The organism is Pseudomonas sp. IT-P294, from assembly GCF_949767865.1.
Taxonomy (GTDB): Bacteria; Pseudomonadota; Gammaproteobacteria; order Pseudomonadales; family Pseudomonadaceae; genus Aquipseudomonas.
On record NZ_CATKQW010000006.1, the window covers coordinates 1 to 23,488 of the forward strand.

The following is a 23,488-nucleotide window of genomic DNA, read 5'->3' on the forward strand; positions in this document are numbered from 1 at the left end:
TCTCGGTGGGTGCGAGGTGTCAGGCCAGTCGCTGCGCTTTCTGTTCTTCGCCCAGGCAAGCGGCAGCCGTGAACAGCACGTCTGTGGAAGAATTCAGCGCCGTCTCCGCCGAGTCCTGCAATACGCCGATGATGAAACCGACCGCCACCACCTGCATGGCGATTTCACTCGGGATGCCGAAGAGGCTGCACGCCAGTGGAATCAGCAACAGCGAACCGCCGGCCACGCCAGATGCGCCGCAGGCACAGATTGCCGCAACGACGCTCAGCAGGATGGCGGTCGGAATGTCGACGGCGATGCCCAGTGTGTGCACGGCGGCCAGCGTCAGCACGGTAATGGTGATCGCCGCGCCGGCCATGTTGATCGTGGCGCCCAGCGGAATCGAGACCGAGTAAGTGTCTTCGTGCAGGCCCAAGCGCTTGCTCAGTTCCAGGTTGACCGGGATGTTCGCCGCCGAACTGCGGGTGAAAAATGCGGTGATACCGCTTTCCCGCAGACAGGTCAGCACCAGCGGATAGGGATTGCGACGCAACTTCCAGAACACAATTACTGGGTTCATTACCAGCGCCACGAACAGCATGCAGCCCAGCAACACGGCCAGTAGGTGCGCATAGCCGATCAAGGCGCCAAAACCCGAGGTGGCAAGCGTCGAGGCCACCAGGCCGAAGATCCCCAGCGGCGCGAAACGGATGACCAGGCGCACGATCAAGGTCACGCCGTTGGACAGGTCGCCCAGCACTTCGCGAGTCGTGTCACCGGCGTGGCGAATGGCAATGCCCATACCGATTGCCCAGGCCAGAATGCCAATGAAGTTGGCGTTCATCAGCGCGCTGACCGGATTGTCGACCACGCTCAGCAGCAGGCTTTGCAACACTTCGCCGATGCCACCCGGCGCGCTGACCGCGACATCATGCGTGGCCAGTACCAGGCTCGACGGGAACAACGTGCTGGCAACGACTGCCACGACAGCGGCGGCAAACGTACCCAGCAGGTACAGAAACAAAATCGGCCGGATATGGGTTTCCTGGCCGTGCTTGTGGTTGGCGATCGAGGCCATGACCAGCACGAACACCAGGATTGGGGCGACGGCTTTGAGTGCCGACACGAACACTTTGCCGATGAACGCGGTGGACTTCGCCACGTCCGGCGCGAACAACGCCAAGGCAATCCCGGCGACCAGACCGATAACGATTTGCGAGACCAGGCTCAAGCGTTTCAGGCGTTGCAATAGCGAAGGGGATGAAGCAGTCATAAAACGGCATCTCTGATTATTAGGTGCGGGGGTGTTGCGACATCAATGCCAATGAATGGCCGATGAACAGGGTTTACGTATCGCAGGGCGCGGACTTTATCACAGCGTGCTCTTGATCCTTCAGACCTGTGACGATCTGCCGCCCGCGTGATCAACGAGATAGGCAGGTTCGTGCAACCCTGATTGGAAACACTCTGTTAAGATTCGCCATCCTCATTTTCAAGTCATGCCAGTGGGCCTTCGGGTCATCGCTGGTGTTGTCGTTTTCTGGAGTTCTGCATGCTGTTGCCCATTCTTCTGTTGTCTGCCGCGGGTTTTACCGTGCTGACCACGGAATTCATCATCGTCGGCCTGCTGCCGGCGATCGCCAGAGACCTGGACGTCAGCATCCCCCAAGCGGGTTTGCTGGTGACCTTGTTCGCATTCACCGTCGCCGCGTTCGGGCCGTTCCTGACCGCGTACTTCGCCCGGTTCGAGCGGCGCAAACTGTTCATCTCGGTGTTGATCATGTTCGGCCTGGCCAACACTCTCGCCGCATTTGCGCCGAACATCTGGGTGATGGCCATCGCCCGCTTGATCCCGGCGCTAGGGTTGCCGGTATTCTGGGCGCTGGCCAGTGAAACGGCGGTGGACATCGTCGGGCCTGATTATGCCGGGCGCGCCATCGCCAAGATCGGCTTCGGCATTGTCTGCGCCACGGTGTTCGGCATTCCGGTCGGCACGCTGATTTCCGATGCGTTCGGCTGGCGCAGTGCCTTCGGTATCCTGGCGGTGATTGCATTTGCCAAGGCGTTGTTGCTGTTTGTCTACCTGCCGAAGACCAACCTGCATCAACATCAGGTGAGCTTTCGTTCGCAATTCAAGATTCTGCGCAGCCCATTGATGCTGGGGCATGTGTTGCTGTCGATCCTGGTGTTCAGCGGCATGTTCACCGCTTACACCTACCTGGCGGACATCCTTGAGCGCCTGGCCGGTTTCAACGGCACGGTGGTCGGCTGGTGCCTGATGGGCTTCGGCGCTGTCGGGCTGATCGGCAACTCGCTGGGCGGCCGCGCGGTGGATCGTAATCCGCTGATCGCGTCCATGATGTTCTGCGCATTCATGATTGCCGGCATGGTGGCGTTGGTGCCGAACATTCATTCGCCACTTGGCCTGGCGGCGGCGATGGGCATTTGGGGCGTGACCCAGGCGGCCTTGTTCCTGGTCAGCCATGTGCGCTTGATGAAGGCCGCCCCCGAGGCGCCAGCCTTTGCCGCCTCGCTGAACATCGCCGGGGCCAACCTCGGGATCGGCCTGGGCGCGATGGTCGGCGGACGCGTGATCGACAGCGTCGGCCTGGGCGGGCTGGGGTTTGCCGCCGCCGCGTTTATCCTGGTGTCGATTCTGTTGGCGATGGCACTGATGACCATGAAGCCGCGTGAAGTCTGCGCCTGAGACTTCAAACGTCGGTGAACAGCTCGCGTCGGGCACCCTCGGTAATGGCGACAATGCCAGGGTGCTTGACCTTGCGCTCCACTGAAATGGCGTAGAACGACTCGGTCACCGCGTCGGTCTGGCCAATCAACTCCACGCCGTATTGGCGTTTCACTTCATCGGCAATCACGCTCGGGCCAATGAAAATCCCGCTGCCCGATTGACCGAATGCCTGCATCAGCGCGCTGTCGTCGAACTCGCCAACGATGCGCGGTTGGATCTGCTGTTCGGCAAACCAACGCTGCAAGCGACTGCGCACCACGGTTTCCGGCCCGGGAATCAACAGCGGTGCGCCGTGCAGGCTGCGCGGGAAGTCCTGGCCATACTGCGCTGCCAGTGCCGGGGTGGCGAAAAAACTGATCCCGCATTCCCCAAGCTTCTGGCTGTAGCCCTTGATATCGAGGTGCGACGGCATCGGGCTGTCGGAAATCACCAGGTCCAGGCGCTGAATTGCCAGGTCGGCGAGCAGGCGTTCGAGTTTGTCTTCACGGCAGGTGATGCGCAGCGGCTCGCTCAATTCCATGGTCGGCGCGATCAGGCGATAGACAATGGACTTGGGTACCACGTCGGCCACGCCGACCCGGAACAGAATCTGTTGTTCGTTGGGCTGCGCCCGCAGCATCAACTCCAGTTCACCACCCAGTTGAAACATTTGCTCGGCGTAGGGCAGGGTCTGGCGCCCGGCTTCGGTGAGTTCCAATTGCCGGCCGACGCGCCTGAACAGCTCGATGCCATAGGTCTGTTCGAGCAAGGAAATCTGCCCGCTGATGGTTTGTGGGGTCAGGTTCAGTTGCTCGCAGGCGCGCACGATGCTGCCGGTTTTGGCGACCACCCAGAAGTAATGCAATTGTCGGTAGTTGAGCATGACGACCTACAGTTCGTAAAAACCGAAGTATAACCGCTGAAAATACGAATTTTCCTGAAGTGTTTGCCTCCCTAGAATGCCTCGCTATCAACGGGCCATCGGTTCGGTCCGGTTTGTTCTATCGAGGAAAACATCATGAAGCTTAAAACCACGGCACTGCTGATCACGTCTTTACTGGTGTTGGCCGGTTGCGACCAGGCCGAGAAAAGCGCGCAGCAGTTGATGGGCAAGGCTGCCGAAAGCGCAAAGCAGGCGATTGATGACACCCACAAGGCTGCCGAGCAAGCGATCAGCGATGCCACGCGTGGCCTGGTCAGCAAGAAAGAGCCATCCAGCGAAGACAAGCGGAAAGTCGAATCTTCGTCCCAGGAAATCTAAACCGTCTACAACGAGTCAGGACTGACCCATGGAATACCTTTTAGAACTTGCTGCAAGCCCCGCCGCCTGGGTTGCCCTGGCCACGTTGATCGTCATGGAAATCGTGCTCGGCATCGATAACCTGATCTTCATCTCGATTCTGACCAACAAATTGCCGGAGCAGCATCGGCAGAAAGCACGGCGCATCGGTATCGGCATGGCTCTGATCCTTCGACTGGGCTTGTTGAGCACCATTGCGTTCATCGTCCAGTTGACTGAGCCGGTGATCGATATCCTCGGCCACGCGTTCTCCTGGAAGGACATGATCCTGATCGCCGGCGGCCTGTTCCTGTTGTGGAAGGCAACCACCGAGATCCATCACAGCATGGACCCGGCGCCGGAAGATCCGAAGTCGGCGACCTCGACTGTGACCCTGGGGTTCGCGGCTGCGATCGGGCAGATTCTGATGCTGGACATGGTGTTCTCGATCGACAGCATCATTACCGCTGTCGGCATGACCGAGCATTTGCCGATCATGATCATTGCGGTGGTGGTGTCGGTGTTGGTGATGTTGCTGGCGGCTGATCCGCTGGCCCGGTTCATCAACGACAACCCGACGGTGGTGATGCTGGCGCTGGGCTTCCTGATCATGATCGGCATGACGCTGATCGCCGAAGGCTTCGGTGCTCACGTACCAAAAGGGTATGTGTACGCGGCCATGGCATTCTCGGCGACGATCGAGGCTTTGAACATGATGTCGCGGCGCGCCAGGCAGAAGCGCATTGTCGCGCAAGCTTAATCGCCGATAAACGAAACGGCCGCCTGTGCTCGAAAGAGTCCAGGCGGCCGTTTTTTTATCAATCCAGAGTGCGTCAGTGCACCGACGCTTGGCGCACAGGCGGTTCATCGGTCTTCGCCACGGGCGCCGATTGAACCGGGTGGTGATGGCGGCGGGTAACACGCAGGACTCCCCACAACATGGCGGTGGCCACTGCCAGCCAACCAGAAACCAGCATCACGATTGTCATTGTCAGGCTCATCAGTGCCTCCTCTTTGCCCTGCAGCGGGCGCACACTCATTGCAAATGACAGTCTAGTCGCTGCTGTGTTTCCGGCCATTGACCAAAGGTCAGCAATCGCCAACCTGTTCGCTCTATCGAATGCATTCAACTGCAGGTAAAGGCTATACCGGCGCCTTGCGCCGTCCTATGATCGACGGCCAAGCCGGGAGCGTGTTGCCTGGCGTCTGAACAAGAGAGTGATAATGGAGCGGGTATTTTCTCGGATTCGAACGGCGCTGCTGGTGGTCGGCTGCGTTGCAGGGTTGGCGGGTTGCGCGGGAAGCGTTGCACCGGAGATCAAGCGTCTGCCGGAACGTGTTGAACTCAGCGGTACGTTCTATCGGGGACAAGACTTTCAAAGCGGCCCCCAGGTATTGGCCAGCATGCTCTCGCAGCAAGGCATCGTGATTACGCCGGGGCTGCTTGAAAAACCCCTGCACCTGCCTGGCGCTGAAGCCCAGTTACAGCAGAACATGCAAAACCTTGCCCGTGAGTACGGGATGGTGGTGTATCCCCTCGACAGCCGTTTACCGGCACTGTTGACCCAGGTCGCCGCTGGTTACCCGGTGATGGTGCGCTTTACCGAAGGCTCTGTAATGTGGGCCGGACCGCGTTACGCCATCCTTGCCGGTTACAATCGCCAGAAGCAAACGGTGCTGCTGCGCTCTGGAATGAATCATCGCAACCTGATGAGCTTCAGCTCGTTTGAGTCATCGTTCAAGGACGCCGGCGGCTGGGCCGTGCTGATCCAGAAGCCCAATCAAATCCCGGCCAACGTTGATTCGCAACGCTGGCTGAAGGCTGCGAGTGAACTCGGTCAGGCAGGGCAGGAGCAGGCGGCCGAGCGTGCGAAGAAGGCGTTGAGCACGCAGTAAGCTTCCGTTCGTCATGTGCCGGGCACCACCGCGCGGACCTTGCCTCTAAATGGTATGGCCCGGACTTCTCCGGGCCAGTCTCAAGGAGGCGACCATGGCTCAATCCAATACCCCCTCTGGCCCGCATTCGTCTGAGCATTCCTCAGGTGATGAATTGGGTTTTGATCCGGATTCGCCGGACCTCGCCGATCCTCAGGTCGATCCCATTGGCCCTGCCAGGGCGCCCAGAGACATAAAGCCAGGCGAGGAGGGCAAGACGCCCGCGAAGCCTTATGACCCGCTTGGCGACCTGAGACACTGATCTCAACTGTGGTGAGGTGCGTATGTCTACCGATTCGAGTTTCAACGACAAACGTCCGGACAGTGTTCCCACAACCCCTGAAGAGGGCGTTGATCCGGTCATGGATCCCAATGATCCGTTAAGAGACCCTCTGGCGCGTCCGATGGTCGTGCCAACGGAGCATCCCCGCGGCACGCGAGACCCGAGTGCAGGGGATGGCATTCCGGATGACGACCAGATGCCGCTGCCCAACGATTAATGCCAGACGAAAAAAAGCCCCGAATGATCGGGGCTTTGTTTTTGCTGTTGCCGGATTATTTCGAGGCTTCAACAACGCCGCTCTGACGGTGCTTGAGGTTTTTCTCCGATTTGTATTGCAGGGCTACAGACGGAACGGTCGTGCCCTTGCCGGTTTCGACCCAGTTACGTATACGAGTGGCATCGGCAAAATGCGTGTATTTGCCGAAGGCATCGAGGATCACCAGCGCTACCGGGCGGTTGCCCATGCTGGTGACCAATACCAGGCAATGGCCAGCCTGATTGGTGAAGCCGGTTTTCGTCAGTTTGATGTCCCAGTTCGGCTTGCCGATCAAGTGGTCGGTATTGTGGAAACCCAGGCTGTAGTTTGGCTTGCGAAACGAGACGGTTTTTTCTTTGGTGGTGCTCAGCTCCGTCAAGATCGGGTACTTGTGAGCAGCGACCAGCAATTTGCTCAGGTCGCGCGCCGTCGAGACGTTGCGAGGCGAAAGTCCCGTCGGCTCGACATAGTGGGTGTTGGTCATGCCGAGCGCCCTGGCCTTGGCGTTCATTGCCGCAATGAATGCGACATAACCGCCCGGATAGTGATGCGCAAGGCTGGCGGCGGCACGGTTCTCCGAGGACATCAGTGCAATCAGCAGCATTTCTCTGCGCGGCATTTCACTGTTGAGTTTGACCCGGGAAAACACCCCTTTCATTTCGGGCGTGTCGCTGATGTTGATGGAGATGTACTCATCCATGTTCTGCTTGGCTTCAACTACGACCAACGCAGTCATCAGTTTGCTGACCGAGGCAATGGGTACAACCACGTCGGGATTGCTGGCGTAGATGACCTTGTTGGTCTGCAGATCCATCAGCAATGCGCTGCCGGAAGCGATCTTGAGGTGTGACGTATCGCGGGGGGCTGAGGTGGTATCAGCGGCGTTAACCGCTGGCGTGATGAACGTCCCTGTAAATGCAAAAAATAGGCTCAGGATGGAAAGACGGATTTTCACGCTGGCAGACTCTTAATGTGTTGATAAGCCGTTCTGTAACGGGCTGTTTCGTAAAAGCGCGACATTCTGGAGTATGGCTGAATAACTGTCGATGGTTGTTCAAGTAGGAGCTGAAACTCTTTGGAAACATGAAAAAAAAGTCATTTTCCGGCGGATGGTAAGTCTTTTACGGCAGGCAAAAAGAACCCCGCTATTAGCGGGGTTCTTTTGATTGTCGTTGGCGTCTTTACACGGACTCAGCCGTGCAGTGTTTCCGCCGCGTACAAGGTATTTTCCAACAGGCAAGCGCGGGTCATCGGACCCACTCCGCCTGGCACTGGCGTGATCCAGCCGGCGCGGGGCAGGGCTGTTTCGTAGACCACGTCACCCACCAGTTTGCCGTCTGCCTGGCGGTTGATGCCTACATCGATCACGATCGCGCCTTCCTTGATCCACTCACCTTTGACCAGGCCTGGCTTGCCAGCGGCAACGACCACCAGATCGGCGCGGCCGACGTGGCCGGCCAGGTCCTGGGTGAAGCGGTGGGTGACGGTCACGGTGCAACCGGCCAGCAGCAATTCCATCGCCATCGGACGGCCCACGATATTGGAAGCGCCGACAATAACTGCGTCCATCCCGTACAGGTCCGCACCGGTGCTTTCCAGCAGGGTCATGATGCCTTTGGGCGTGCAAGGGCGCAGCAGCGGAATGCGCTGAGCCAGGCGGCCAACGTTATAAGGATGGAAGCCGTCGACGTCTTTATCCGGACGAATGCGCTCCAGCAATTTGGACGCATCCAGGTGTTCGGGTAATGGAAGCTGAAGCAGTACGCCGTCAATTGCCGGGTCTTCGTTCAGGCGATCGATCAGATCGGCCAAGGCTTCTTGAGTGGTTTCGGAAGGCAGGTCGTAGGCTTGGGAAATGAAGCCGACCTCTTCACAGTCTTTACGCTTGTGCGAGACATAAACCTGAGAGGCAGGATCGCTGCCGACCAGGATCACCGCGAGGCCGGGCGTGCGCAAACCTTGCTCGCGACGCTCGGTGACTCGTTTGGCGATCTGCTGGCGCAGGCTGGCGGCGATCGATTTGCCGTCGATTAGTTGTGCAGTCATTGCGCGTGATTAACCATCGAGAGGGGAAAAAAAGAGAACGTATTCTCGCATGTCATGAGGTGAGGGCAAAGGCGCTTGGTCTGCAAATTCCCCTAACCCCTTTAATTAAATGAATTTTTTATAAAAAGGATTTGACGGCCTTCGGGGCGCTCTATACTATTCGTCGCACTTGTCGGGCACAGCCTAGCACTGGATAAGAAGGTCAAGCGGGATTACGGTTCTGCGAGGCTGGAAAGCACTTAGTTTGTAGTCCTCAAAGAGTACAGATTAATAAGGCGCCCGTAGCTCAGCTGGATAGAGCATCCGCCTTCTAAGCGGATGGTCGCAGGTTCGAGTCCTGCCGGGTGCGCCATTAGGCAGCTTTGGCACAAGTAGCGCAATATGGTGGGCGTAGCTCAGTTGGTAGAGCACGGGATTGTGACTCCCGTTGTCGAGGGTTCGATCCCCTTCGTCCACCCCATATTTCGAAAGGCGCCAGATTAACAGTCTGGCGCCTTTGCTTTAACAGCTTCAAGCGCGGATGTGGTGGAATTGGTAGACACACTGGATTTAGGTTCCAGCGCCGCAAGGTGTAAGAGTTCGAGTCTCTTCATCCGCACCAAATAAAGCTTTACCCAGGCCGTTGGCCTGGCTAAGGCGTAGCAAGGGAGCTGTTTGGCTTCTTCACAAGGCAATATGGTGGGCGTAGCTCAGTTGGTAGAGCACGGGATTGTGACTCCCGTTGTCGAGGGTTCGATCCCCTTCGTCCACCCCATATTTCGAAAGGCGCCAGATTAACAGTCTGGCGCCTTTGCTTTAACGGCTTCAAAGTGCGGATGTGGTGGGATTGGTAGGCACACTGGATTTAGGTTCCAGCGCCGCAAGGTTTGAGAATTCGAGTCTCTCCGTCCTCACCATTAAAAACAGCTATTGAATAGCAGAAAACGGCGCAGCACCCGAAAGGGGCTGCGCCGTTTTTGTTTGTCTGCAGTTTTTCGATGCAGTATTTCTTGCTGTGATGGGCGCCTCCTTGCGCATACCGCTCTGTCAATATCGTCGTTGGGTTTACGGTTGAATCTCGGCTTTTGTGCTGGATGCGGCCTTGAGGCGGTGTCTGATTTTGCGGTCGCCCCTCGTTGAAGAGGGGCTGCTGACTATTGTTGCTTTTTCTATCAGGCGCCAGCAGCTTTCAGGTCCAGGCTTGGGTTGTTGAGTATGAAGTGAGAGCAAGAGTTTTGGGCGTCGATATCCACGCGGAGTCGGCTAATAACGGCGTCAGGGTTCCACTTCGCTATAGTGCGAAGATCGATCAGGTGCTGCCCTGTGGGGATGGAAAATCTCGCGCTATGTGTCTCATCGTATGATGCTTGTCCTGCTTCAAGCCAAAAAAGCTGAAGTGGCACTGATGAAGTGTTATCGGTGCAGGTCAGATCTATGTTGAGGTGTTGTGGGTTTACCTGCTTGATCGGGCTTGAGAGCGCGAAATCAACAAAGGCATCAACTCCGTTGATTTGGTATTCGTTCTTGGACGGGCTTTGTATCAGGTCGTGAATGTTCACTTGGGTTGTCGTTCGAGCGATTTTAAATTCGCTGCTTTTAGGGCTGAAGCTCGGGGGAGAGTAGGTGGCGAACGATGTATCTCTCGCGGCGCGTTCGACAACAGTGATGAAAACATAATCCGGCTTCCAATCTTCGACCAGTTGGGCAAATCGACCGCCTGGCTTGAGTGCCTCGCTCCAGTGAAGTTGGAGGACGTCGCTAAAGGTCGCGTCCATCAACGGTGATATGGAGTTTCCGTATGAGTCTCTTAGCCAAAGTACCTTTTTATTGTTCAGCGCTCCCGTAGACGTGACCAGCAGAGGTGTCATTTGGGAGCCGATAATTGGGTTGCCACCTTTGCTGAGGACTTTCTTGGTATCAAAATCAGATTGTGTGATTTCAACAGATGGAGTTGATCCATAAATGATTGGATCGTTATCAGAGAAGCTTCCCTGGAGTCGGAGAAATTTCGCCAAGTCTCCTCCGTTACGAGCGTTGACTCGTGATACCTCGTACGCTTTTTCTGATGGCCAGCGCAGTTCCGGGGCGGCTTCGCCGACCTGTTGGGCAAAAGCACGGAATGCGAGTGCGGCCCCCAGGTCGTTCCAGTGCGTATCGGTCTTGTAGTAGAGCGCTTCTTTGTGGGTTTCTTTGGCCTTCAATAGTGTTGGCCTGAGGTCAATATAAATCTCACCCGTTGTTTGTGCGATCAGGGCGTCAGTGGGGTTAGACGCTACCGGTTTTGCCCAGGAAGGCATGTGTTCAGGATAGATTGTGCCTTTATTGGGCCCAATCATGATTCTGAAGGCCTTTACACCTTTAGTTTCAAGGTAGGCGCCCCAGGTCTTGGTGGCGGCTGCAATTTCCTTGTCGAGTTGATCATCGCTTTCTGTTGCGGGTCTTCTGTCGTTGGACAGGGTTTGCTGATACAGGTCGCCTAGATAAAGCCAGCCGTCCTTGCCAATGATGACTTGCTTTGGATCTGTACTGATCCCCATTGGATACAATGCTGAAGCTGTCCATCGGGATGCCCAGTCCATGTTGTAAAGAAAGGACTTGTCCTGCAGACGAATTGCGTCTCGGCCGGGTGCGATAATTATGTTGATGGCTGGAACGGCGAGCAAAGCCAATGCAGCTGTCAGTAAAAAAGCGAATACGCTACGTTTCATAGTGGGCGCTATCAAAAATTGAAGTAAAGGAATACTGAGCTAGTAGCCGCCAGCGTAAAGCACATCGCTACAGAGAACAGGGCGGCGCTATAAGTCAGTCTTCGGCGCCCTATAGTCCCACTTGCCATCTCCATCGAGTTCTTTTGAGCAATGATGATAAAGGCGGCGATGATTGCGATGTAGGTGGGGATTTGTCCGACAAGGCTTGCAGGTGTTACCTGCAATGCCAGGTCGGACAGCCATCCGCCCCACGCCAGATCTGACGTCGGGAGCGAGGCGCTGGTGTGGCCAAATGCGGAGCGCAAATCGATCATGCCTCCCAGCACCCGCCAGGCATCATCCAGTGTCTTGGCGCGGAAGAAGACCCAACTGATATTCACAAACATGAACGTTACCAGCCATGCAAGTGCGGTCGGCATCGGTTTGCGCAGGCGCGTCCAGAATCGGTGTACTACGAGGGCTGCGCCATGCATGGCGCCCCAAATAACGAACATCCATGTGGCACCATGCCATAAGCCGCCAAGCACAAATGTGGCAAACAGGTTGAAATAGGTACGGTATTCACCGGAGCGATTCCCGCCCAGAGGTATGTATAGGTAATCGCGAAGAAAGCTGCTTAGCGTAATGTGCCAGCGCCGCCAGAAGTCCTGGATATCCAGGGCTTTGTAGGGTGAGTTGAAGTTGATCGGCAGCCAGATATTGAAAAGCAGCGACGCCCCGATCGCCATGTCGCAATAGCCGCTGAAGTCAAAGTAAAGCTGGAAGGTGTAGGACAGGCTCGCAGCCCAGGCAGCGAAAAAACCAAGTGTCTGGCCACCATCAAATCCTGCGGTCGCCCAGACAGCAAAATGATCCGCGATCACTACTTTCTTGAAGAGCCCGATCGAAAAGATAAACAGGCCTTTAAGAATGTTGGGGTATCGACGGGCCAGAGTCCAGTGTGAGGAGAACTGCGGCATTATCTGGCGGTGATGAACAATGGGGCCGGCTATGAGGTGAGGGAAAAATGTCACAAACAGCGAGTAGTTCAGCAAGTCATACTCGGCTGTTTCGCCTCGATAGCTATCCACCAGGTAGACGATTTGAGTAAAGGTAAAGAAGCTGATCGCCAGCGGCAGCAGGATGTGAGGAAGCGGGAAGCTGGTGCCCAAGGCAATATTGATATTGCTAAGTAAGAAGTCGGTGTATTTGAAATAGCCCAGGAGCAATAAGTTGGCTGCTATGCCGGTCGTCAATACTATCTTTCTGTTCACTCCGTGGTGCGGTTTTTTTGTTTCGCGTAGAGAGCGCTCGTGCGCCTGGGCGAGGCCCGTGCCGATTGCGAAATTCAAAAAAATCGAACCCAGGATAAGGGGCAGATATTGGACATCCCAGTACGCATAGAAGAACAGGCTTGCCGCAACCAGCCAGACCTTCCCGGCGGTAATCAAGCGTTGATGATTTAGCCAAAAATAGACAAAAAATGAAATCGGCAGAAAAATCAGAATGAACTGCCAAGAGCTAAAAATCATGTTGGATGAGGCCCGCTAGGGTTGATGAACTCGGTAGGCTTACATCGAGGGCGCTCAGCGATAAAGCAGAGGGAGAGCTACCGATATGGGAGGGTCTAAAGCTTGAATGGAGTCATGCCAAGAGGTTGAAAAAACGGTATCGCCGCTCGACTACAGCCAATTTAGACGCGGCGCATCGTATCGTTGCAGTGGGGGTAAGTCCACATATGCTGATGTTTTTGCTTGCAGTCGTAGTTGGGGATTACGGGTGTTCTAGAAGGTGCCGCTAGCTGCCATGTTCTTCGAGATTGACTCCCTGTCAGTAGAATGGGAGTACCCTGCCAGTTGATGACGATATTAGCGATCGAGAACGGACTGATTTTGATCTTCTGTGATCTGAGCCGGGATGCATGTTGCTGTTGTAGTCGTCGATGATGAAGTGGTGATCCTTGCAGACGTTCAGGCCGGGATTTCGCTAAGTTAGCCGTGAGGGCGCGCGGATAGCGCAATGTGCGCAATACGCGGGTCACGCAAAGCCTTAGCGTGTACACTGTGGCGGCTTTTGACGTTGTGGGAATCTGCTGCGACAGACTTATGCTATTGATTTTTTTGGTGTTTCTGTAGCCTAATGGGTTTTGGGTCCGCCGGGTGCGGGATTTCGAGTCTTCTCCGTCCCCACCAGGTAAGTAGCTGTTTATAAGCAGATAGCGGCGCAGTGCCTGAAAAGGGCTGCGCCGTTTTTGTTTCATGAGTCGAAAAATTCAATGGCCGCTGGTTATGGTCTGGTAGGGCAGGTACCTTCGTCGCATTTTTTTGTTTCGCGATGATGCCTGGTTTGCCGTCGATCCATTGATGGGGTCGGCTGTCAGGGATGGATTGCCGAATCCTTCTATATATAGAAGGATTGGTGCAAAGCCCTGGCATGACTGGCTGTATTTGCTAACAGGGCGAGGCACAACCGTTTGTCCCCGCCTATAAATTGCCTGCTGCTTTTTTACCCGTTTTCAGTAGGGTGACTTCTTGAGTTTGACCCACTAGAATGCATGCCCTTGATTCTGGGGTCGGAAACGGCCGGCTAACGTCTGTGCAACGAGGAATATCCATGCAAGTTTCTGTTGAAAATACTTCTGCTCTTGAGCGCCGCATGAGCATCACCGTGCCGGCTGAGCGCATCGAGACTCAGGTCAACAAGCGTCTGCAGCAGACTGCCCAAAAGGCCAAGATTGCTGGCTTCCGTCCAGGCAAAGTGCCGATGAGCGAAATCAAGCGTCGTTTCGGCGCTGATGCGCGTCAGGAAGCAGTAGGCGATGTGATCCAGTCGTCTTTCTACGAAGCAGTTGTCGAGCAAAAGCTGAACCCGGCTGGCGCTCCTTCGATCGAGCCTAAATCGATGGAAGCCGGCAAAGATCTGGAATACGTCGCGATCTTCGAAGTGTTCCCTGAGTTCACCGTTGCCGGTTTCGACGGTATCACCGTAGAGCGCCTGAGCGCTGACGTGGCTGATGCCGATCTGGACAAAATGCTGGACGTGCTGCGCAAGCAGAACACCCGTTTCGAAGTGGCCGATCGCGCCGCCCAGAACGAAGACCAGTTGAACATCGATTTCGTCGGCAAGGTCGACGGTGAAGTGTTCGCCGGTGGTTCCGCCAAAGGTACTCAGCTGGTGCTGGGTTCCGGCCGCATGATCCCTGGTTTCGAAGACGGTCTGGTTGGCGCTAAAGCCGGCGAAGAGCGCGTTCTGAACCTGACCTTCCCAGAGGACTATCAGAACCTCGACCTGGCAGGCAAAGCCGCTGAGTTCACCGTGACCGTGAACACTGTTTCCGAGCCAAAACTGCCAGAGCTGAACGAAGAATTCTTCGCTCAATTCGGCATCAAGGAAACCGGTCTGGAAGGCTTCCGCGCCGAAGTTCGCAAGAACATGGAGCGCGAGCTGCGTCAGGCAATCAAATCCAAGGTCAAGAATCAGGTTATGGATGGTCTGCTGGCCACCAACCCGATCGAAGTGCCTAAGGCTCTGCTGTCCAACGAAGTCGACCGTCTGCGCGTGCAGGCTGTTCAGCAGTTCGGTGGCAACATCAAGCCTGATCAACTGCCGGCCGAGCTGTTCGAAGAACAAGCCAAGCGCCGCGTTGTGCTGGGTCTGATCGTGGCTGAAGTGGTCAAGCAGTTCGACCTCAAGCCTGACGAATCCCGCGTTCGCGAAATGATCCAGGAAATGGCTTCTGCCTACCAAGAGCCTGAGCAGGTTGTGTCCTGGTACTACAAGAACGACCAGCAACTGAACGAAGTCCGTTCTGTTGTGCTGGAAGAGCAAGTTGTGGATACTGTTCTGCAGAAAGCTAGCGTGACCGACAAATCGGTCTCTTACGAAGAAGCAGTCAAGCCGGTAGACGCTCCACAAGCCGACTGATCGTTTTTGCGGTAAGAAGCACACACCATAAGCCAGCCTTCGTGCTGGCTTATGCGTATTCAAGACATAACTATTTGGGAGTGACTGCAGAGCATGTTCCGTAATTCGTATATTCAGCAGAACTCTGATATCCAGGCCGCAGGCGGCCTGGTCCCGATGGTTGTCGAGCAATCTGCTCGTGGCGAGCGCGCCTATGACATCTACTCGCGTCTTCTCAAGGAGCGAGTGATCTTTCTGGTTGGTCCGGTAGAGGACTACATGGCCAATCTGATCTGTGCGCAACTGCTGTTCCTTGAAGCGGAAAACCCGGACAAGGACATCCATCTCTATATCAACTCCCCGGGCGGTTCGGTGACGGCGGGTATGTCGATCTACGACACCATGCAGTTCATCAAGCCAAACGTGTCGACCACCTGTATCGGTCAGGCGTGCAGCATGGGCGCGTTTCTATTGACTGCCGGTGCCAAGGGCAAGCGTTACTGCCTGCCGAACTCGCGTGTGATGATTCACCAGCCACTGGGCGGTTTCCAGGGCCAGGCTTCGGATATCGAAATCCATGCCAAGGAAATCCTCTTCATTCGTGAGCGTCTCAACACGCTGATGGCCAAGCATAGCGGGCGCACTCTTGAAGAAATCGAGCGCGACACCAACCGCGACAATTTCATGAGTGCAGAAGCCGCGCGTGAGTACGGGTTGATCGATGAAGTCATCAACCAGCGCCCCGCTTAATTAAGCAGCTCAAAATAAGGTTGGTCGGCGGGTCCGATCACCAGCGGGCTTGAAAAAGCCCGCAATAGCCTTCATCTTGTGTTGCAAGCCTATCGGATTTGGATCGAACGAATGACTGACACCCGCAACGGCGAGGACAACGGCAAGCTGCTCTATTGCTCCTTCTGTGGCAAAAGCCAGCATGAAGTGCGCAAATTGATTGCCGGCCCCTCGGTCTTTATCTGCGACGAGTGCGTCGACCTGTGCAACGACATCATCCGAGAGGAGGTGCAGGAAGCCCAGGCCGAAAGCAGCGCGCATAAATTGCCTTCGCCTAAAGAAATCAGCGGCATCCTTGATCAGTACGTGATTGGTCAGGAGCGTGCGAAAAAGGTTTTGGCAGTAGCGGTGTACAACCACTACAAGCGCCTGAACCAGCGTGACAAAAAGAATGACGATGTCGAACTCGGCAAAAGCAACATTTTGCTGATCGGCCCGACAGGCTCGGGTAAAACCCTGCTTGCCGAAACACTGGCCCGCTTGCTGAACGTTCCGTTCACCATCGCCGATGCAACCACCCTCACCGAGGCGGGTTACGTAGGTGAGGATGTCGAGAACATCATTCAGAAGTTGCTGCAGAAGTGCGATTACGACGTAGAAAAAGCCCAGATGGGCATTGTCTACATCGATGAGATCGACAAGATCTCACGCAAGTCTGACAACCCGTCGATCACCCGGGACGTTTCCGGTGAAGGCGTGCAGCAGGCCCTGCTCAAGTTGATCGAAGGCACGGTCGCTTCCGTTCCGCCTCAAGGTGGTCGCAAGCATCCGCAGCAGGAATTCCTTCAGGTCGACACCCGTAACATTTTGTTCATCTGCGGTGGTGCGTTCTCCGGTCTGGAAAAGGTTATTCAAAACCGTTCCACCAAGGGCGGCATCGGTTTCAACGCGGAAGTTCGCAGCAAGGAAGAAGGCAAGAAAGTCGGTGAGTCCCTGCGTGAAGTCGAGCCTGACGATCTGGTCAAGTTCGGTCTGATCCCGGAATTCGTTGGCCGTCTGCCGGTCCTTGCGACGCTGGACGAGCTTGATGAGGCTGCGCTGATGCAGATTCTCACCGAGCCGAAAAATGCGTTGACCAAGCAGTACGCCAAGTTGTTCGAGATGGAAGGCGTGGACCTGGAATTCCGGGCCGACGCGCTGAAATCGGTCGCAAAACGTGCGCTGGAACGAAAAACCGGTGCCCGTGGCCTGCGTTCGATTCTCGAAGGTGTGTTGCTCGACACGATGTACGAAATCCCCTCGCAGTCCGAGGTGAGCAAAGTCGTGATCGATGAAAGCGTCATAGAAGGCAAGTCCAAGCCACTGTATATCTACGAAAACAGTGAGCCGGCTGCCAAGGCTGCGCCAGACGCCTAAGCGTCACGCTGCTGGAACAAAGAAGGGGCCTTCGGGCCCCTTTTCTTTTAAAGCGTTTTTAACACCCGCTTTGCGCTTGTTTTTTTTCAGGGCAGCCCCCATCTTGGTTTCAAGCTTACTTCCATCTGTTTACGGCCTTATGGCCGCCGTAGAGGCGAAATCATGAAGACAACCATCGAATTGCCTCTCCTGCCATTGCGTGATGTTGTGGTTTATCCGCACATGGTTATCCCGCTGTTCGTGGGGCGCGAGAAATCCATCGAAGCCCTCGAGGCCGCGATGACGGGCGACAAGCAGATCCTTCTGCTGGCTCAGAGAAACCCTGCTGACGACGATCCCGGTGAAGATGCACTTTATCGCGTAGGTACGATTGCGACCGTCCTGCAGCTGCTCAAGCTGCCAGACGGCACGGTCAAGGTTCTGGTCGAAGGCGAGCAGCGGGGCGCCGTTGAGCGCTTCAGCGAAGTGGACGGCCACTGCCGTGCCGAAGTCTCGCTGATCGACGAAACTGAAGCGCCTGAGCGCGAGTCGGAAGTGTTTGTCCGCAGCCTGCTGTCCCAGTTTGAACAATATGTGCAGTTGGGCAAGAAAGTCCCGGCTGAAGTCCTGTCGTCGCTCAACAGCATCGATGAGCCTGGTCGCCTGGTCGACACCATGGCCGCGCACATGGCGCTGAAGATCGAGCAGAAGCAGGAAATCCTCGAAATCATCGATTTGTCGGCCCGGGTCGAGCACGTTCTGGCGTTGCTGGATGCCGAGATCGATCTGCTGCAAGTCGAAAAACGCATTCGCGGTCGTGTCAAAAAACAAATGGAGCGCAGCCAGCGCGAGTACTACCTGAATGAGCAGATGAAGGCCATTCAGAAAGAGCTCGGCGACAGCGACGAAGGTCACAACGAAATCGAAGAGCTGAAAAAGCGCATCGATGCCGCTGGCCTGCCCAAAGATGCCTTGGCCAAGGCTCAGGGTGAACTGAACAAGCTGAAACAAATGTCGCCAATGTCCGCGGAAGCGACCGTGGTGCGTTCGTACATCGACTGGCTGGTTCAGGTGCCGTGGAAAGCCCAGAGCAAAGTGCGCCTGGACCTTGCGCGCGCAGAAGACATCCTCGATGCAGACCACTACGGTCTGGAAGAAGTCAAAGAACGGATCCTCGAATACCTCGCCGTGCAAAAACGCGTGAAGAAAATTCGGGGTCCAGTGCTGTGTCTGGTCGGTCCTCCTGGGGTGGGTAAAACCTCTCTGGCGGAGTCGATTGCTCACGCCACCAACCGCAAATTCGTCCGTATGGCCCTCGGTGGCGTGCGTGATGAGGCGGAAATTCGTGGCCATCGCCGTACTTATATCGGTTCGATGCCAGGAAGATTGATTCAAAAGATGACAAAGGTGGGTGTCCGCAACCCGCTGTTCCTGCTCGATGAAATCGACAAGATGGGCAGTGATATGCGTGGCGATCCGGCGTCGGCGTTGCTGGAAGTGCTCGACCCCGAGCAGAACCACAACTTCAACGATCACTATCTGGAAGTCGACTACGACCTGTCCGATGTGATGTTCCTCTGCACCTCGAACTCCATGAATATTCCACCGGCGCTGCTGGACCGGATGGAAGTGATTCGTCTGCCGGGCTACACCGAAGACGAGAAGATCAACATTGCGGTCAAGTACCTTTCGCCCAAGCAGATTACGGCTAACGGCTTGAAGAAAGGCGAGCTGGAATTCGACGCCGAGGCGATCCGCGACATCATCCGCTACTACACCCGCGAAGCCGGTGTACGTGGGCTGGAGCGCCAGATTGCCAAGGTCTGCCGCAAGGCAGTCAAAGAGCACGCGCTGGAAAAACGCTTCTCGGTGAAGGTCACGGCCGACATGCTTGAGCACTTCCTCGGCGTGCGCAAATTCCGCTACGGCCTGGCTGAATCGCAGGATCAGATCGGTCAGGTTACCGGCCTGGCGTGGACTCAAGTGGGCGGCGAATTGCTGACCATCGAAGCCGCCGTCGTGCCGGGTAAAGGCCAGTTGATCAAGACCGGCTCCCTGGGTGACGTGATGGTCGAATCGATCACCGCGGCGCTGACCGTTGTTCGCAGCCGTGCCAAGAGCCTGGGGATTCCCCTGGACTTCCACGAGAAGCGCGACACGCACATCCACATGCCGGAAGGGGCCACCCCGAAAGACGGCCCTAGCGCCGGTGTGGGCATGTGCACGGCGCTGGTCTCGGCATTGACTGGCATTCCGGTGCGTGCGGATGTCGCCATGACAGGCGAGATCACACTGCGTGGTCAAGTGCTGGCGATCGGTGGTTTGAAAGAAAAACTGCTCGCTGCCCACCGTGGCGGAATCAAGACGGTGATCATTCCTGAAGAGAATGTGCGCGATTTGAAGGAAATTCCTGACAATATCAAGCGAGATCTGCAGATTAAACCGGTTAAATGGATTGACGAGGTCCTGCAAATTGCGCTGCAATACGCGCCGGAGCCCCTGCCTGATGTGGTTCCAGAGATAGTTGCAAAGGATGAAAAACGCGAGTCTGACTCTAAGGAAAGAATTAGCACGCATTAGTACGCATTTGCCTGGGGGGCTTCCTTGACAGCTTTTTAGAGCCCTTGTTATAAAGCGGCTCTTAAGTGTCTGTAGGCCATTCAGCACTCGTTTTTGCTTTCACCAAAAAACTTAGAATCATACTCAAATAGATATAAGGGGACTTAGAGTGAACAAGTCGGAACTGATTGATGCTATCGCTGCATCCGCTGATATCCCGAAAGCTGCTGCTGGCCGTGCGCTGGACGCTGTAATCGAATCCGTCACTGGCGCTCTCAAGGCTGGCGACTCTGTTGTTCTGGTTGGTTTCGGTACTTTCTCCGTAACTGATCGTCCAGCTCGCATCGGTCGTAACCCACAGACTGGTAAGACTCTGGAAATCGCAGCAGCCAAAAAACCAGGTTTCAAAGCCGGTAAAGCACTGAAAGAAGCTGTCAACTAAGTTCGATTCAGGTTTTTGCCTATCCGGGTCGGGGTCATGCCTGACCTGGCAGCGGAACGGTAGTCCGGTCGGCAACTCGCCGAATCGAGACACCGAGGCTCGCAAGTTCGAGTCATCGGTCCGCTCCGCCAGTTACGAGAAGGCGCATCCTCGGATGCGCCTTTCTTCTATCCGGATTCTACCCACGCTCCACGGTTGCCTAATTTTGAAGTTCAACCGTTTCTGGGGGACGCATGCTGCAGAATATCAGGGACAATTCACAAGGCTGGATTGCCAAGACCATTATCGGGGTCGTCGTTGCACTGATGGCTTTGACCGGTTTCGACGCCATCTTCAAGGCCACGACGCACAAGAATGATGCGGCCAAGGTCAATGGTGAAGAAATCAGCCAGAACGAGCTGAGCCAGGCGGTCGATATGCAACGCCGTCAGCTCATGCAACAGCTGGGCAAGGATTTCGACGCTTCCTTGCTCGACGAAAAAATGCTGCGCGAATCGGCCCTCAAGGGCTTGATCGACCGCAAACTGCTGCTGCAAGGCGCAGAAAACTCGAAATTCGCTTTCTCCGAAGCGGCTTTGGACCAAGTGATCCTGCAAACGCCTGAATTCCAGGTGGACGGCAAGTTCAGTCCCGAGCGTTTCGACCAGGTGATTCGTCAACTGGGCTACAGCCGTATGCAGTTCCGCCAGATGCTGGCTCAGGAAATGCTGATCGGTCAGCTGCGCGCTGGCCTGGCAGGTAGCGGTTTCGTCACCGACGCACAGGTTCTGGCTTTCGCCCGTCTGGAAAAACAGACTCGCGACATGGCGACCCTGAACGTCAAGGTCGATCCGGCAGCGGTGAAACTCACCGACGACGAGGTCAAGGCCTATTACGACGAACACGCCAAGGAGTTCATGACGCCGGATCAGGTTGTCATCGACTACCTGGAATTGAAGAAGTCTTCCTTCTTTGATCAGGTCTCTGTCAAGGACGAAGACCTGCAAGCGGCGTATCAGAAAGAAATCGCGAACCTGTCCGAGCAACGCCGGGCTGCGCACATTCTGATTGAAGTGAACGATAAAATGACCGAGGCGCAAGCCAAGGCCAAGATCGAAGAGATTCAGGCGCGTCTGGCCAAAGGCGAGAAATTTGAGGCCCTGGCCAAGGAATTCTCCCAGGATCCGGGTTCGGCGAACAACGGCGGTGACCTGGGCTATGCAGGCCCAGGTGTCTACGATCCGGCATTCGAAACCGCGCTGTATGCGTTGACCAAGGATCAGGTTTCTGGCCCGGTGCGCACCGACTTTGGTTACCACCTGATCAAGCTGTTGGGCGTTGAAGCGCCTGAAGTGCCGACGCTGGCGAGCCTGAAAGACAAGCTGACCCGAGAGCTGAAAACCCAGCAGGTCGAGCAGCGTTTCGTCGAGGCGACCAAGCAACTGGAAGACTCTTCGTTCGAGTCCTCCGACCTGGCCCAGCCGGCGCAAGACTTGAAGCTGACCGTTCACACCTCCAAGCCGTTCGGCCGCGAAGGTGGCGAAGGTGTCGCAGCCAGCCGTGCCGTGGTCACTGCCGCGTTCAGTCCTGAAGTGCTGGATGAGGGTGCCAACAGCACCGCCATCGAGCTGGATCCGGAAACCGTGATCGTGCTGCGCGCCAAGGAACACTTGAAGCCTGCACAGTTGCCGCTGGAAGCCGTCAACACCAGCATTCGTGCACAGTTGGCCAAGGAACACGCCAGTTCGGCCGCCAAGACCAAGGCTGATGAGTTGATCGCCAGCCTGCGCGATGGCAAGACGCCATTGAACAAGGGCATCGACGGTCAGAACTGGAAAGTGACCCAAGCCGTGACTCGCGCTCAGGAAGGGATTGACCCTACCGTGCTGCAAGCGCTGTTCCGGATGCCGAAACCTGCCGCGAAGGACAAGCCGACCTTCAACAGCGTGACCCTGGCCGATGGCAATCTGGTGATCGTGCAACTGAACGGTGTGAACGAAGCGGCTGCGCCGACTGATGAAGAGAAGGCTCAATACCGTCGCTTCCTTGCCTCGCGCATTGGCCAGCAGGACTTTGCGGCCTACCGCAAGCTGTTGGAAAGCCAGGCCGAGATCAAGCGTTTCTGACGCCTGACCGAGTCGCCCGCAACACAAGGACCCCGGCCGAAAGGCCGGGGTTTTTTATGGGTGCTATCAAAGCGCCATAGGTTATCCGTCGCCTGTATGTTTACCTCGCGACTTTTTCCTGTAAATGGCAGTCAGTAGACTGTATCTGTTTTAAGACACTAATCGATGCTCCGCTAAGCATCGATCTGTTGCACAATACGCCCCGGACCGTTTTCCTCAGGATGTTCAATGTTTAAATCAATTCCCATGCGGGTTGTCGGGTTGGCGCTGTTGCTGGCTGCCGCCGCCGGCTGCTCGTCGAAGAAAGCCCCCATCTATGAGCATGAGAACTTCAATGACTCCGGGACGTTTTCGCGCAGTTACCCGGTGACTGATGCGCAGACCTGCGAAGCCGCCCGTCGGGCGCTGCTCAGCCAGGGCTACATCATCACCAGTACCGACCCGAAACTGGTCAGTGGACACAAAAGCTTCCAGCAGACTGGCGAGACCCACATGGAGATCAGCTTCAGTGTGGTGTGTGCCGATGATGGCAGCGAAGGGCATCACGCGACCATGTTCGCCAACGCCTTGCAGGATCGTTACGCGCTGAAGAAAACCAACAACTCCGCCAGCGTGGGCGTGGGCGTGTTGGGCTCGGTATCGATGCCGATCGGCTCGTCGGATGATTCGATGGTCAAGGTGGCGAGCGAAACCGTATCGTCGGCCAAGTTCTACGAACGTTTTTTTACCCTGGTTGAGCTATTCCTGCCGCCGGAAGCGAAAAAGGCTGCGCACATCGTCGAGAAACCCAAGACCGACCTGGGTGTGCCTGAGGCCAAGGCTGCTCCGGCTCCATTGGCGGCAACGCCTACGCCAGCGCCAGCAGCAGAGCCTGCGCCAGCACCGGCAGCCGCGCCTGCAGCGGACCCAGCACCGGCACCTGCCGCTTCAGAGCCGGTTGCACCGCCTGCTGAAACCGCGCCGGTCACTCCGGTTGAAAACTCCGAACCGTCATCGTCCACCGAAACGGTTGCACCACCGCCTCAATCAACCCTGCCACCACCGAGCGAGCCTATTCCGGCCATGCCGACCGCCGCTCAGTAATCGGCAAACATTTCGGGATCGGGTCGCACGACACCGATCCCGAAATGGCTTCTGGCTTGACCCGCGTCAAGCCAGGCTGAAGTCCTACAGCCTCTATCGA

20 protein-coding genes and 4 tRNA genes are annotated in these 23,488 nt (G+C 56.1%); 17 read left to right on the forward strand and 7 right to left on the reverse strand.

Annotated features, from left to right (window positions below; all coding sequences use genetic code 11):
• Positions 1–19: 19 nt before the first annotated feature.
• Positions 20–1,252: a serine/threonine transporter SstT gene (gene sstT, locus ACM6I0_RS04860; protein ID WP_285434598.1), complete on the reverse strand. Its 1,233-nt coding sequence runs from the start codon at positions 1,250–1,252 to the stop codon at positions 20–22.
• Positions 1,253–1,531: 279 nt separating this feature from the next.
• On the opposite strand from sstT, the gene ACM6I0_RS04865 reads away from it, so the two are divergent.
• The gene (locus tag ACM6I0_RS04865) at positions 1,532–2,686 is read left to right on the forward strand and encodes an MFS transporter (protein ID WP_090185920.1); all 1,155 of its coding nucleotides are present in this window, start codon (positions 1,532–1,534) and stop codon (positions 2,684–2,686) included.
• Between the two features lie 4 nt (positions 2,687–2,690).
• Here the strand turns inward: ACM6I0_RS04865 and nhaR are convergent, their stop codons facing one another.
• Positions 2,691–3,590 carry a transcriptional activator NhaR gene (gene nhaR / locus ACM6I0_RS04870; protein ID WP_285434602.1) on the reverse strand — a complete coding sequence of 300 codons (900 nt, stop codon included), beginning with the start codon at positions 3,588–3,590 and terminating at the stop codon, positions 2,691–2,693.
• A gap of 135 nt (positions 3,591–3,725) precedes the next feature.
• Here nhaR and ACM6I0_RS04875 point away from each other — a divergent pair, with 135 nt between their 5' ends.
• Together ACM6I0_RS04875 and ACM6I0_RS04880 are read left to right on the forward strand one after the other, a co-directional pair.
• Complete coding sequence (locus ACM6I0_RS04875) at positions 3,726–3,968, forward strand: hypothetical protein (protein WP_285434603.1); 243 nt, start codon at positions 3,726–3,728, stop codon at positions 3,966–3,968.
• 28 nt (positions 3,969–3,996) lie between these two features.
• Complete coding sequence (locus tag ACM6I0_RS04880; RefSeq protein WP_285434604.1) at positions 3,997–4,746, forward strand: TerC family protein; 750 nt, start codon at positions 3,997–3,999, stop codon at positions 4,744–4,746.
• A gap of 73 nt (positions 4,747–4,819) precedes the next feature.
• Here the strand turns inward: ACM6I0_RS04880 and ACM6I0_RS04885 are convergent, their stop codons facing one another.
• Positions 4,820–4,987, reverse strand: a complete 168-nt coding sequence (locus ACM6I0_RS04885; protein ID WP_414921616.1) for a hypothetical protein — start codon at positions 4,985–4,987, stop codon at positions 4,820–4,822.
• Between the two features lie 223 nt (positions 4,988–5,210).
• Here ACM6I0_RS04885 and ACM6I0_RS04890 point away from each other — a divergent pair, with 223 nt between their 5' ends.
• The 3 genes from ACM6I0_RS04890 to ACM6I0_RS04900 all read left to right on the forward strand — a co-directional run bounded on the left by ACM6I0_RS04890 (position 5,211) and on the right by ACM6I0_RS04900 (position 6,421).
• On the forward strand, positions 5,211–5,882 hold the full coding sequence (locus tag ACM6I0_RS04890) for a peptidase C39 family protein (RefSeq protein WP_414921617.1): 672 nt from the start codon (positions 5,211–5,213) through the stop codon (positions 5,880–5,882).
• Between the two features lie 94 nt (positions 5,883–5,976).
• Positions 5,977–6,183 carry a DUF6021 family protein gene (locus ACM6I0_RS04895; protein WP_285434608.1) on the forward strand — a complete coding sequence of 69 codons (207 nt, stop codon included), beginning with the start codon at positions 5,977–5,979 and terminating at the stop codon, positions 6,181–6,183.
• A 22-nt stretch (positions 6,184–6,205) separates the two neighbouring features.
• A complete protein-coding gene (locus ACM6I0_RS04900) occupies positions 6,206–6,421 on the forward strand; it encodes a hypothetical protein (protein WP_285434609.1) in 216 nt (71 codons plus the stop codon).
• A 55-nt stretch (positions 6,422–6,476) separates the two neighbouring features.
• Here the strand turns inward: ACM6I0_RS04900 and pbpG are convergent, their stop codons facing one another.
• Entirely contained in the window at positions 6,477–7,415 is a 939-nt protein-coding gene (gene pbpG, locus ACM6I0_RS04905) for a D-alanyl-D-alanine endopeptidase (protein ID WP_285434610.1), read from the reverse strand.
• A 236-nt stretch (positions 7,416–7,651) separates the two neighbouring features.
• Positions 7,652–8,506 (reverse strand): bifunctional methylenetetrahydrofolate dehydrogenase/methenyltetrahydrofolate cyclohydrolase FolD, encoded by an 855-nt coding sequence (gene folD, locus ACM6I0_RS04910; RefSeq protein WP_285434611.1) that lies wholly within the window; start codon positions 8,504–8,506, stop codon positions 7,652–7,654.
• 275 nt (positions 8,507–8,781) lie between these two features.
• Between folD and ACM6I0_RS04915 the strand changes: the two genes are divergently transcribed.
• From ACM6I0_RS04915 to ACM6I0_RS04930, 4 genes are all read left to right on the forward strand, one after another.
• Positions 8,782–8,858 (forward strand) — tRNA-Arg (locus ACM6I0_RS04915).
• A gap of 32 nt (positions 8,859–8,890) precedes the next feature.
• Positions 8,891–8,966: transfer RNA gene (locus ACM6I0_RS04920), tRNA-His, on the forward strand.
• A gap of 56 nt (positions 8,967–9,022) precedes the next feature.
• Positions 9,023–9,107, forward strand: a tRNA-Leu gene (locus ACM6I0_RS04925).
• A gap of 77 nt (positions 9,108–9,184) precedes the next feature.
• A tRNA-His gene (locus tag ACM6I0_RS04930) sits at positions 9,185–9,260 on the forward strand.
• Positions 9,261–9,657: 397 nt separating this feature from the next.
• Here the strand turns inward: ACM6I0_RS04930 and ACM6I0_RS04935 are convergent.
• Together ACM6I0_RS04935 and ACM6I0_RS04940 are read right to left on the reverse strand one after the other, a co-directional pair.
• On the reverse strand, positions 9,658–11,193 hold the full coding sequence (locus tag ACM6I0_RS04935; protein WP_414921618.1) for an alginate O-acetyltransferase AlgX-related protein: 1,536 nt from the start codon (positions 11,191–11,193) through the stop codon (positions 9,658–9,660).
• Positions 11,194–11,204: 11 nt separating this feature from the next.
• Positions 11,205–12,704 carry an MBOAT family O-acyltransferase gene (locus ACM6I0_RS04940; RefSeq protein WP_414921619.1) on the reverse strand — a complete coding sequence of 500 codons (1,500 nt, stop codon included), beginning with the start codon at positions 12,702–12,704 and terminating at the stop codon, positions 11,205–11,207.
• Between the two features lie 1,081 nt (positions 12,705–13,785).
• Here ACM6I0_RS04940 and tig point away from each other — a divergent pair.
• From tig to ACM6I0_RS04975, 7 genes are all read left to right on the forward strand, one after another.
• Positions 13,786–15,096: a trigger factor gene (tig, locus tag ACM6I0_RS04945; RefSeq protein WP_414921620.1), complete on the forward strand. Its 1,311-nt coding sequence runs from the start codon at positions 13,786–13,788 to the stop codon at positions 15,094–15,096.
• A gap of 93 nt (positions 15,097–15,189) precedes the next feature.
• Positions 15,190–15,825 (forward strand): ATP-dependent Clp endopeptidase proteolytic subunit ClpP, encoded by a 636-nt coding sequence (gene clpP / locus ACM6I0_RS04950; RefSeq protein ID WP_008062468.1) that lies wholly within the window; start codon positions 15,190–15,192, stop codon positions 15,823–15,825.
• A gap of 111 nt (positions 15,826–15,936) precedes the next feature.
• Positions 15,937–17,220: an ATP-dependent Clp protease ATP-binding subunit ClpX gene (gene clpX, locus ACM6I0_RS04955; protein WP_007946893.1), complete on the forward strand. Its 1,284-nt coding sequence runs from the start codon at positions 15,937–15,939 to the stop codon at positions 17,218–17,220.
• A gap of 162 nt (positions 17,221–17,382) precedes the next feature.
• The gene (gene lon / locus ACM6I0_RS04960) at positions 17,383–19,779 is read left to right on the forward strand and encodes an endopeptidase La (RefSeq protein WP_285434616.1); all 2,397 of its coding nucleotides are present in this window, start codon (positions 17,383–17,385) and stop codon (positions 19,777–19,779) included.
• 148 nt (positions 19,780–19,927) lie between these two features.
• Positions 19,928–20,200 (forward strand): HU family DNA-binding protein, encoded by a 273-nt coding sequence (locus ACM6I0_RS04965; protein ID WP_002552737.1) that lies wholly within the window; start codon positions 19,928–19,930, stop codon positions 20,198–20,200.
• A gap of 233 nt (positions 20,201–20,433) precedes the next feature.
• Positions 20,434–22,305, forward strand: a complete 1,872-nt coding sequence (locus ACM6I0_RS04970; protein ID WP_414921621.1) for a SurA N-terminal domain-containing protein — start codon at positions 20,434–20,436, stop codon at positions 22,303–22,305.
• A gap of 228 nt (positions 22,306–22,533) precedes the next feature.
• Positions 22,534–23,388 (forward strand): DUF2242 domain-containing protein, encoded by an 855-nt coding sequence (locus ACM6I0_RS04975; RefSeq protein ID WP_285434619.1) that lies wholly within the window; start codon positions 22,534–22,536, stop codon positions 23,386–23,388.
• Positions 23,389–23,488: the final 100 nt, after the last annotated feature.

Excerpts from the sequence above, each read along its gene's own strand:
- ACM6I0_RS04865 (WP_090185920.1), top strand. The coding sequence starts at position 1,532 with ATGCTGTTGCCCATTCTTCTGTTGTCTGCCGCGGGTTTTACCGTGCTG.
- lon (WP_285434616.1), top strand. The coding sequence starts at position 17,383 with ATGAAGACAACCATCGAATTGCCTCTCCTGCCATTGCGTGATGTTGTG.
- tig (WP_414921620.1), top strand. The coding sequence starts at position 13,786 with ATGCAAGTTTCTGTTGAAAATACTTCTGCTCTTGAGCGCCGCATGAGC.
- ACM6I0_RS04970 (WP_414921621.1), top strand. The coding sequence starts at position 20,434 with ATGCTGCAGAATATCAGGGACAATTCACAAGGCTGGATTGCCAAGACC.
- ACM6I0_RS04875 (WP_285434603.1), top strand. The coding sequence starts at position 3,726 with ATGAAGCTTAAAACCACGGCACTGCTGATCACGTCTTTACTGGTGTTG.
- ACM6I0_RS04940 (WP_414921619.1), bottom strand. The coding sequence starts at position 12,704 with ATGATTTTTAGCTCTTGGCAGTTCATTCTGATTTTTCTGCCGATTTCA.
- clpP (WP_008062468.1), top strand. The coding sequence starts at position 15,190 with ATGTTCCGTAATTCGTATATTCAGCAGAACTCTGATATCCAGGCCGCA.
- nhaR (WP_285434602.1), bottom strand. The coding sequence starts at position 3,590 with ATGCTCAACTACCGACAATTGCATTACTTCTGGGTGGTCGCCAAAACC.
- ACM6I0_RS04890 (WP_414921617.1), top strand. The coding sequence starts at position 5,211 with ATGGAGCGGGTATTTTCTCGGATTCGAACGGCGCTGCTGGTGGTCGGC.
- folD (WP_285434611.1), bottom strand. The coding sequence starts at position 8,506 with ATGACTGCACAACTAATCGACGGCAAATCGATCGCCGCCAGCCTGCGC.
- ACM6I0_RS04885 (WP_414921616.1), bottom strand. The coding sequence starts at position 4,987 with ATGAGCCTGACAATGACAATCGTGATGCTGGTTTCTGGTTGGCTGGCA.
- ACM6I0_RS04900 (WP_285434609.1), top strand. The coding sequence starts at position 6,206 with ATGTCTACCGATTCGAGTTTCAACGACAAACGTCCGGACAGTGTTCCC.
- ACM6I0_RS04880 (WP_285434604.1), top strand. The coding sequence starts at position 3,997 with ATGGAATACCTTTTAGAACTTGCTGCAAGCCCCGCCGCCTGGGTTGCC.
- ACM6I0_RS04975 (WP_285434619.1), top strand. The coding sequence starts at position 22,534 with ATGTTTAAATCAATTCCCATGCGGGTTGTCGGGTTGGCGCTGTTGCTG.
- sstT (WP_285434598.1), bottom strand. The coding sequence starts at position 1,252 with ATGACTGCTTCATCCCCTTCGCTATTGCAACGCCTGAAACGCTTGAGC.
- ACM6I0_RS04935 (WP_414921618.1), bottom strand. The coding sequence starts at position 11,193 with ATGAAACGTAGCGTATTCGCTTTTTTACTGACAGCTGCATTGGCTTTG.
- ACM6I0_RS04895 (WP_285434608.1), top strand. The coding sequence starts at position 5,977 with ATGGCTCAATCCAATACCCCCTCTGGCCCGCATTCGTCTGAGCATTCC.
- clpX (WP_007946893.1), top strand. The coding sequence starts at position 15,937 with ATGACTGACACCCGCAACGGCGAGGACAACGGCAAGCTGCTCTATTGC.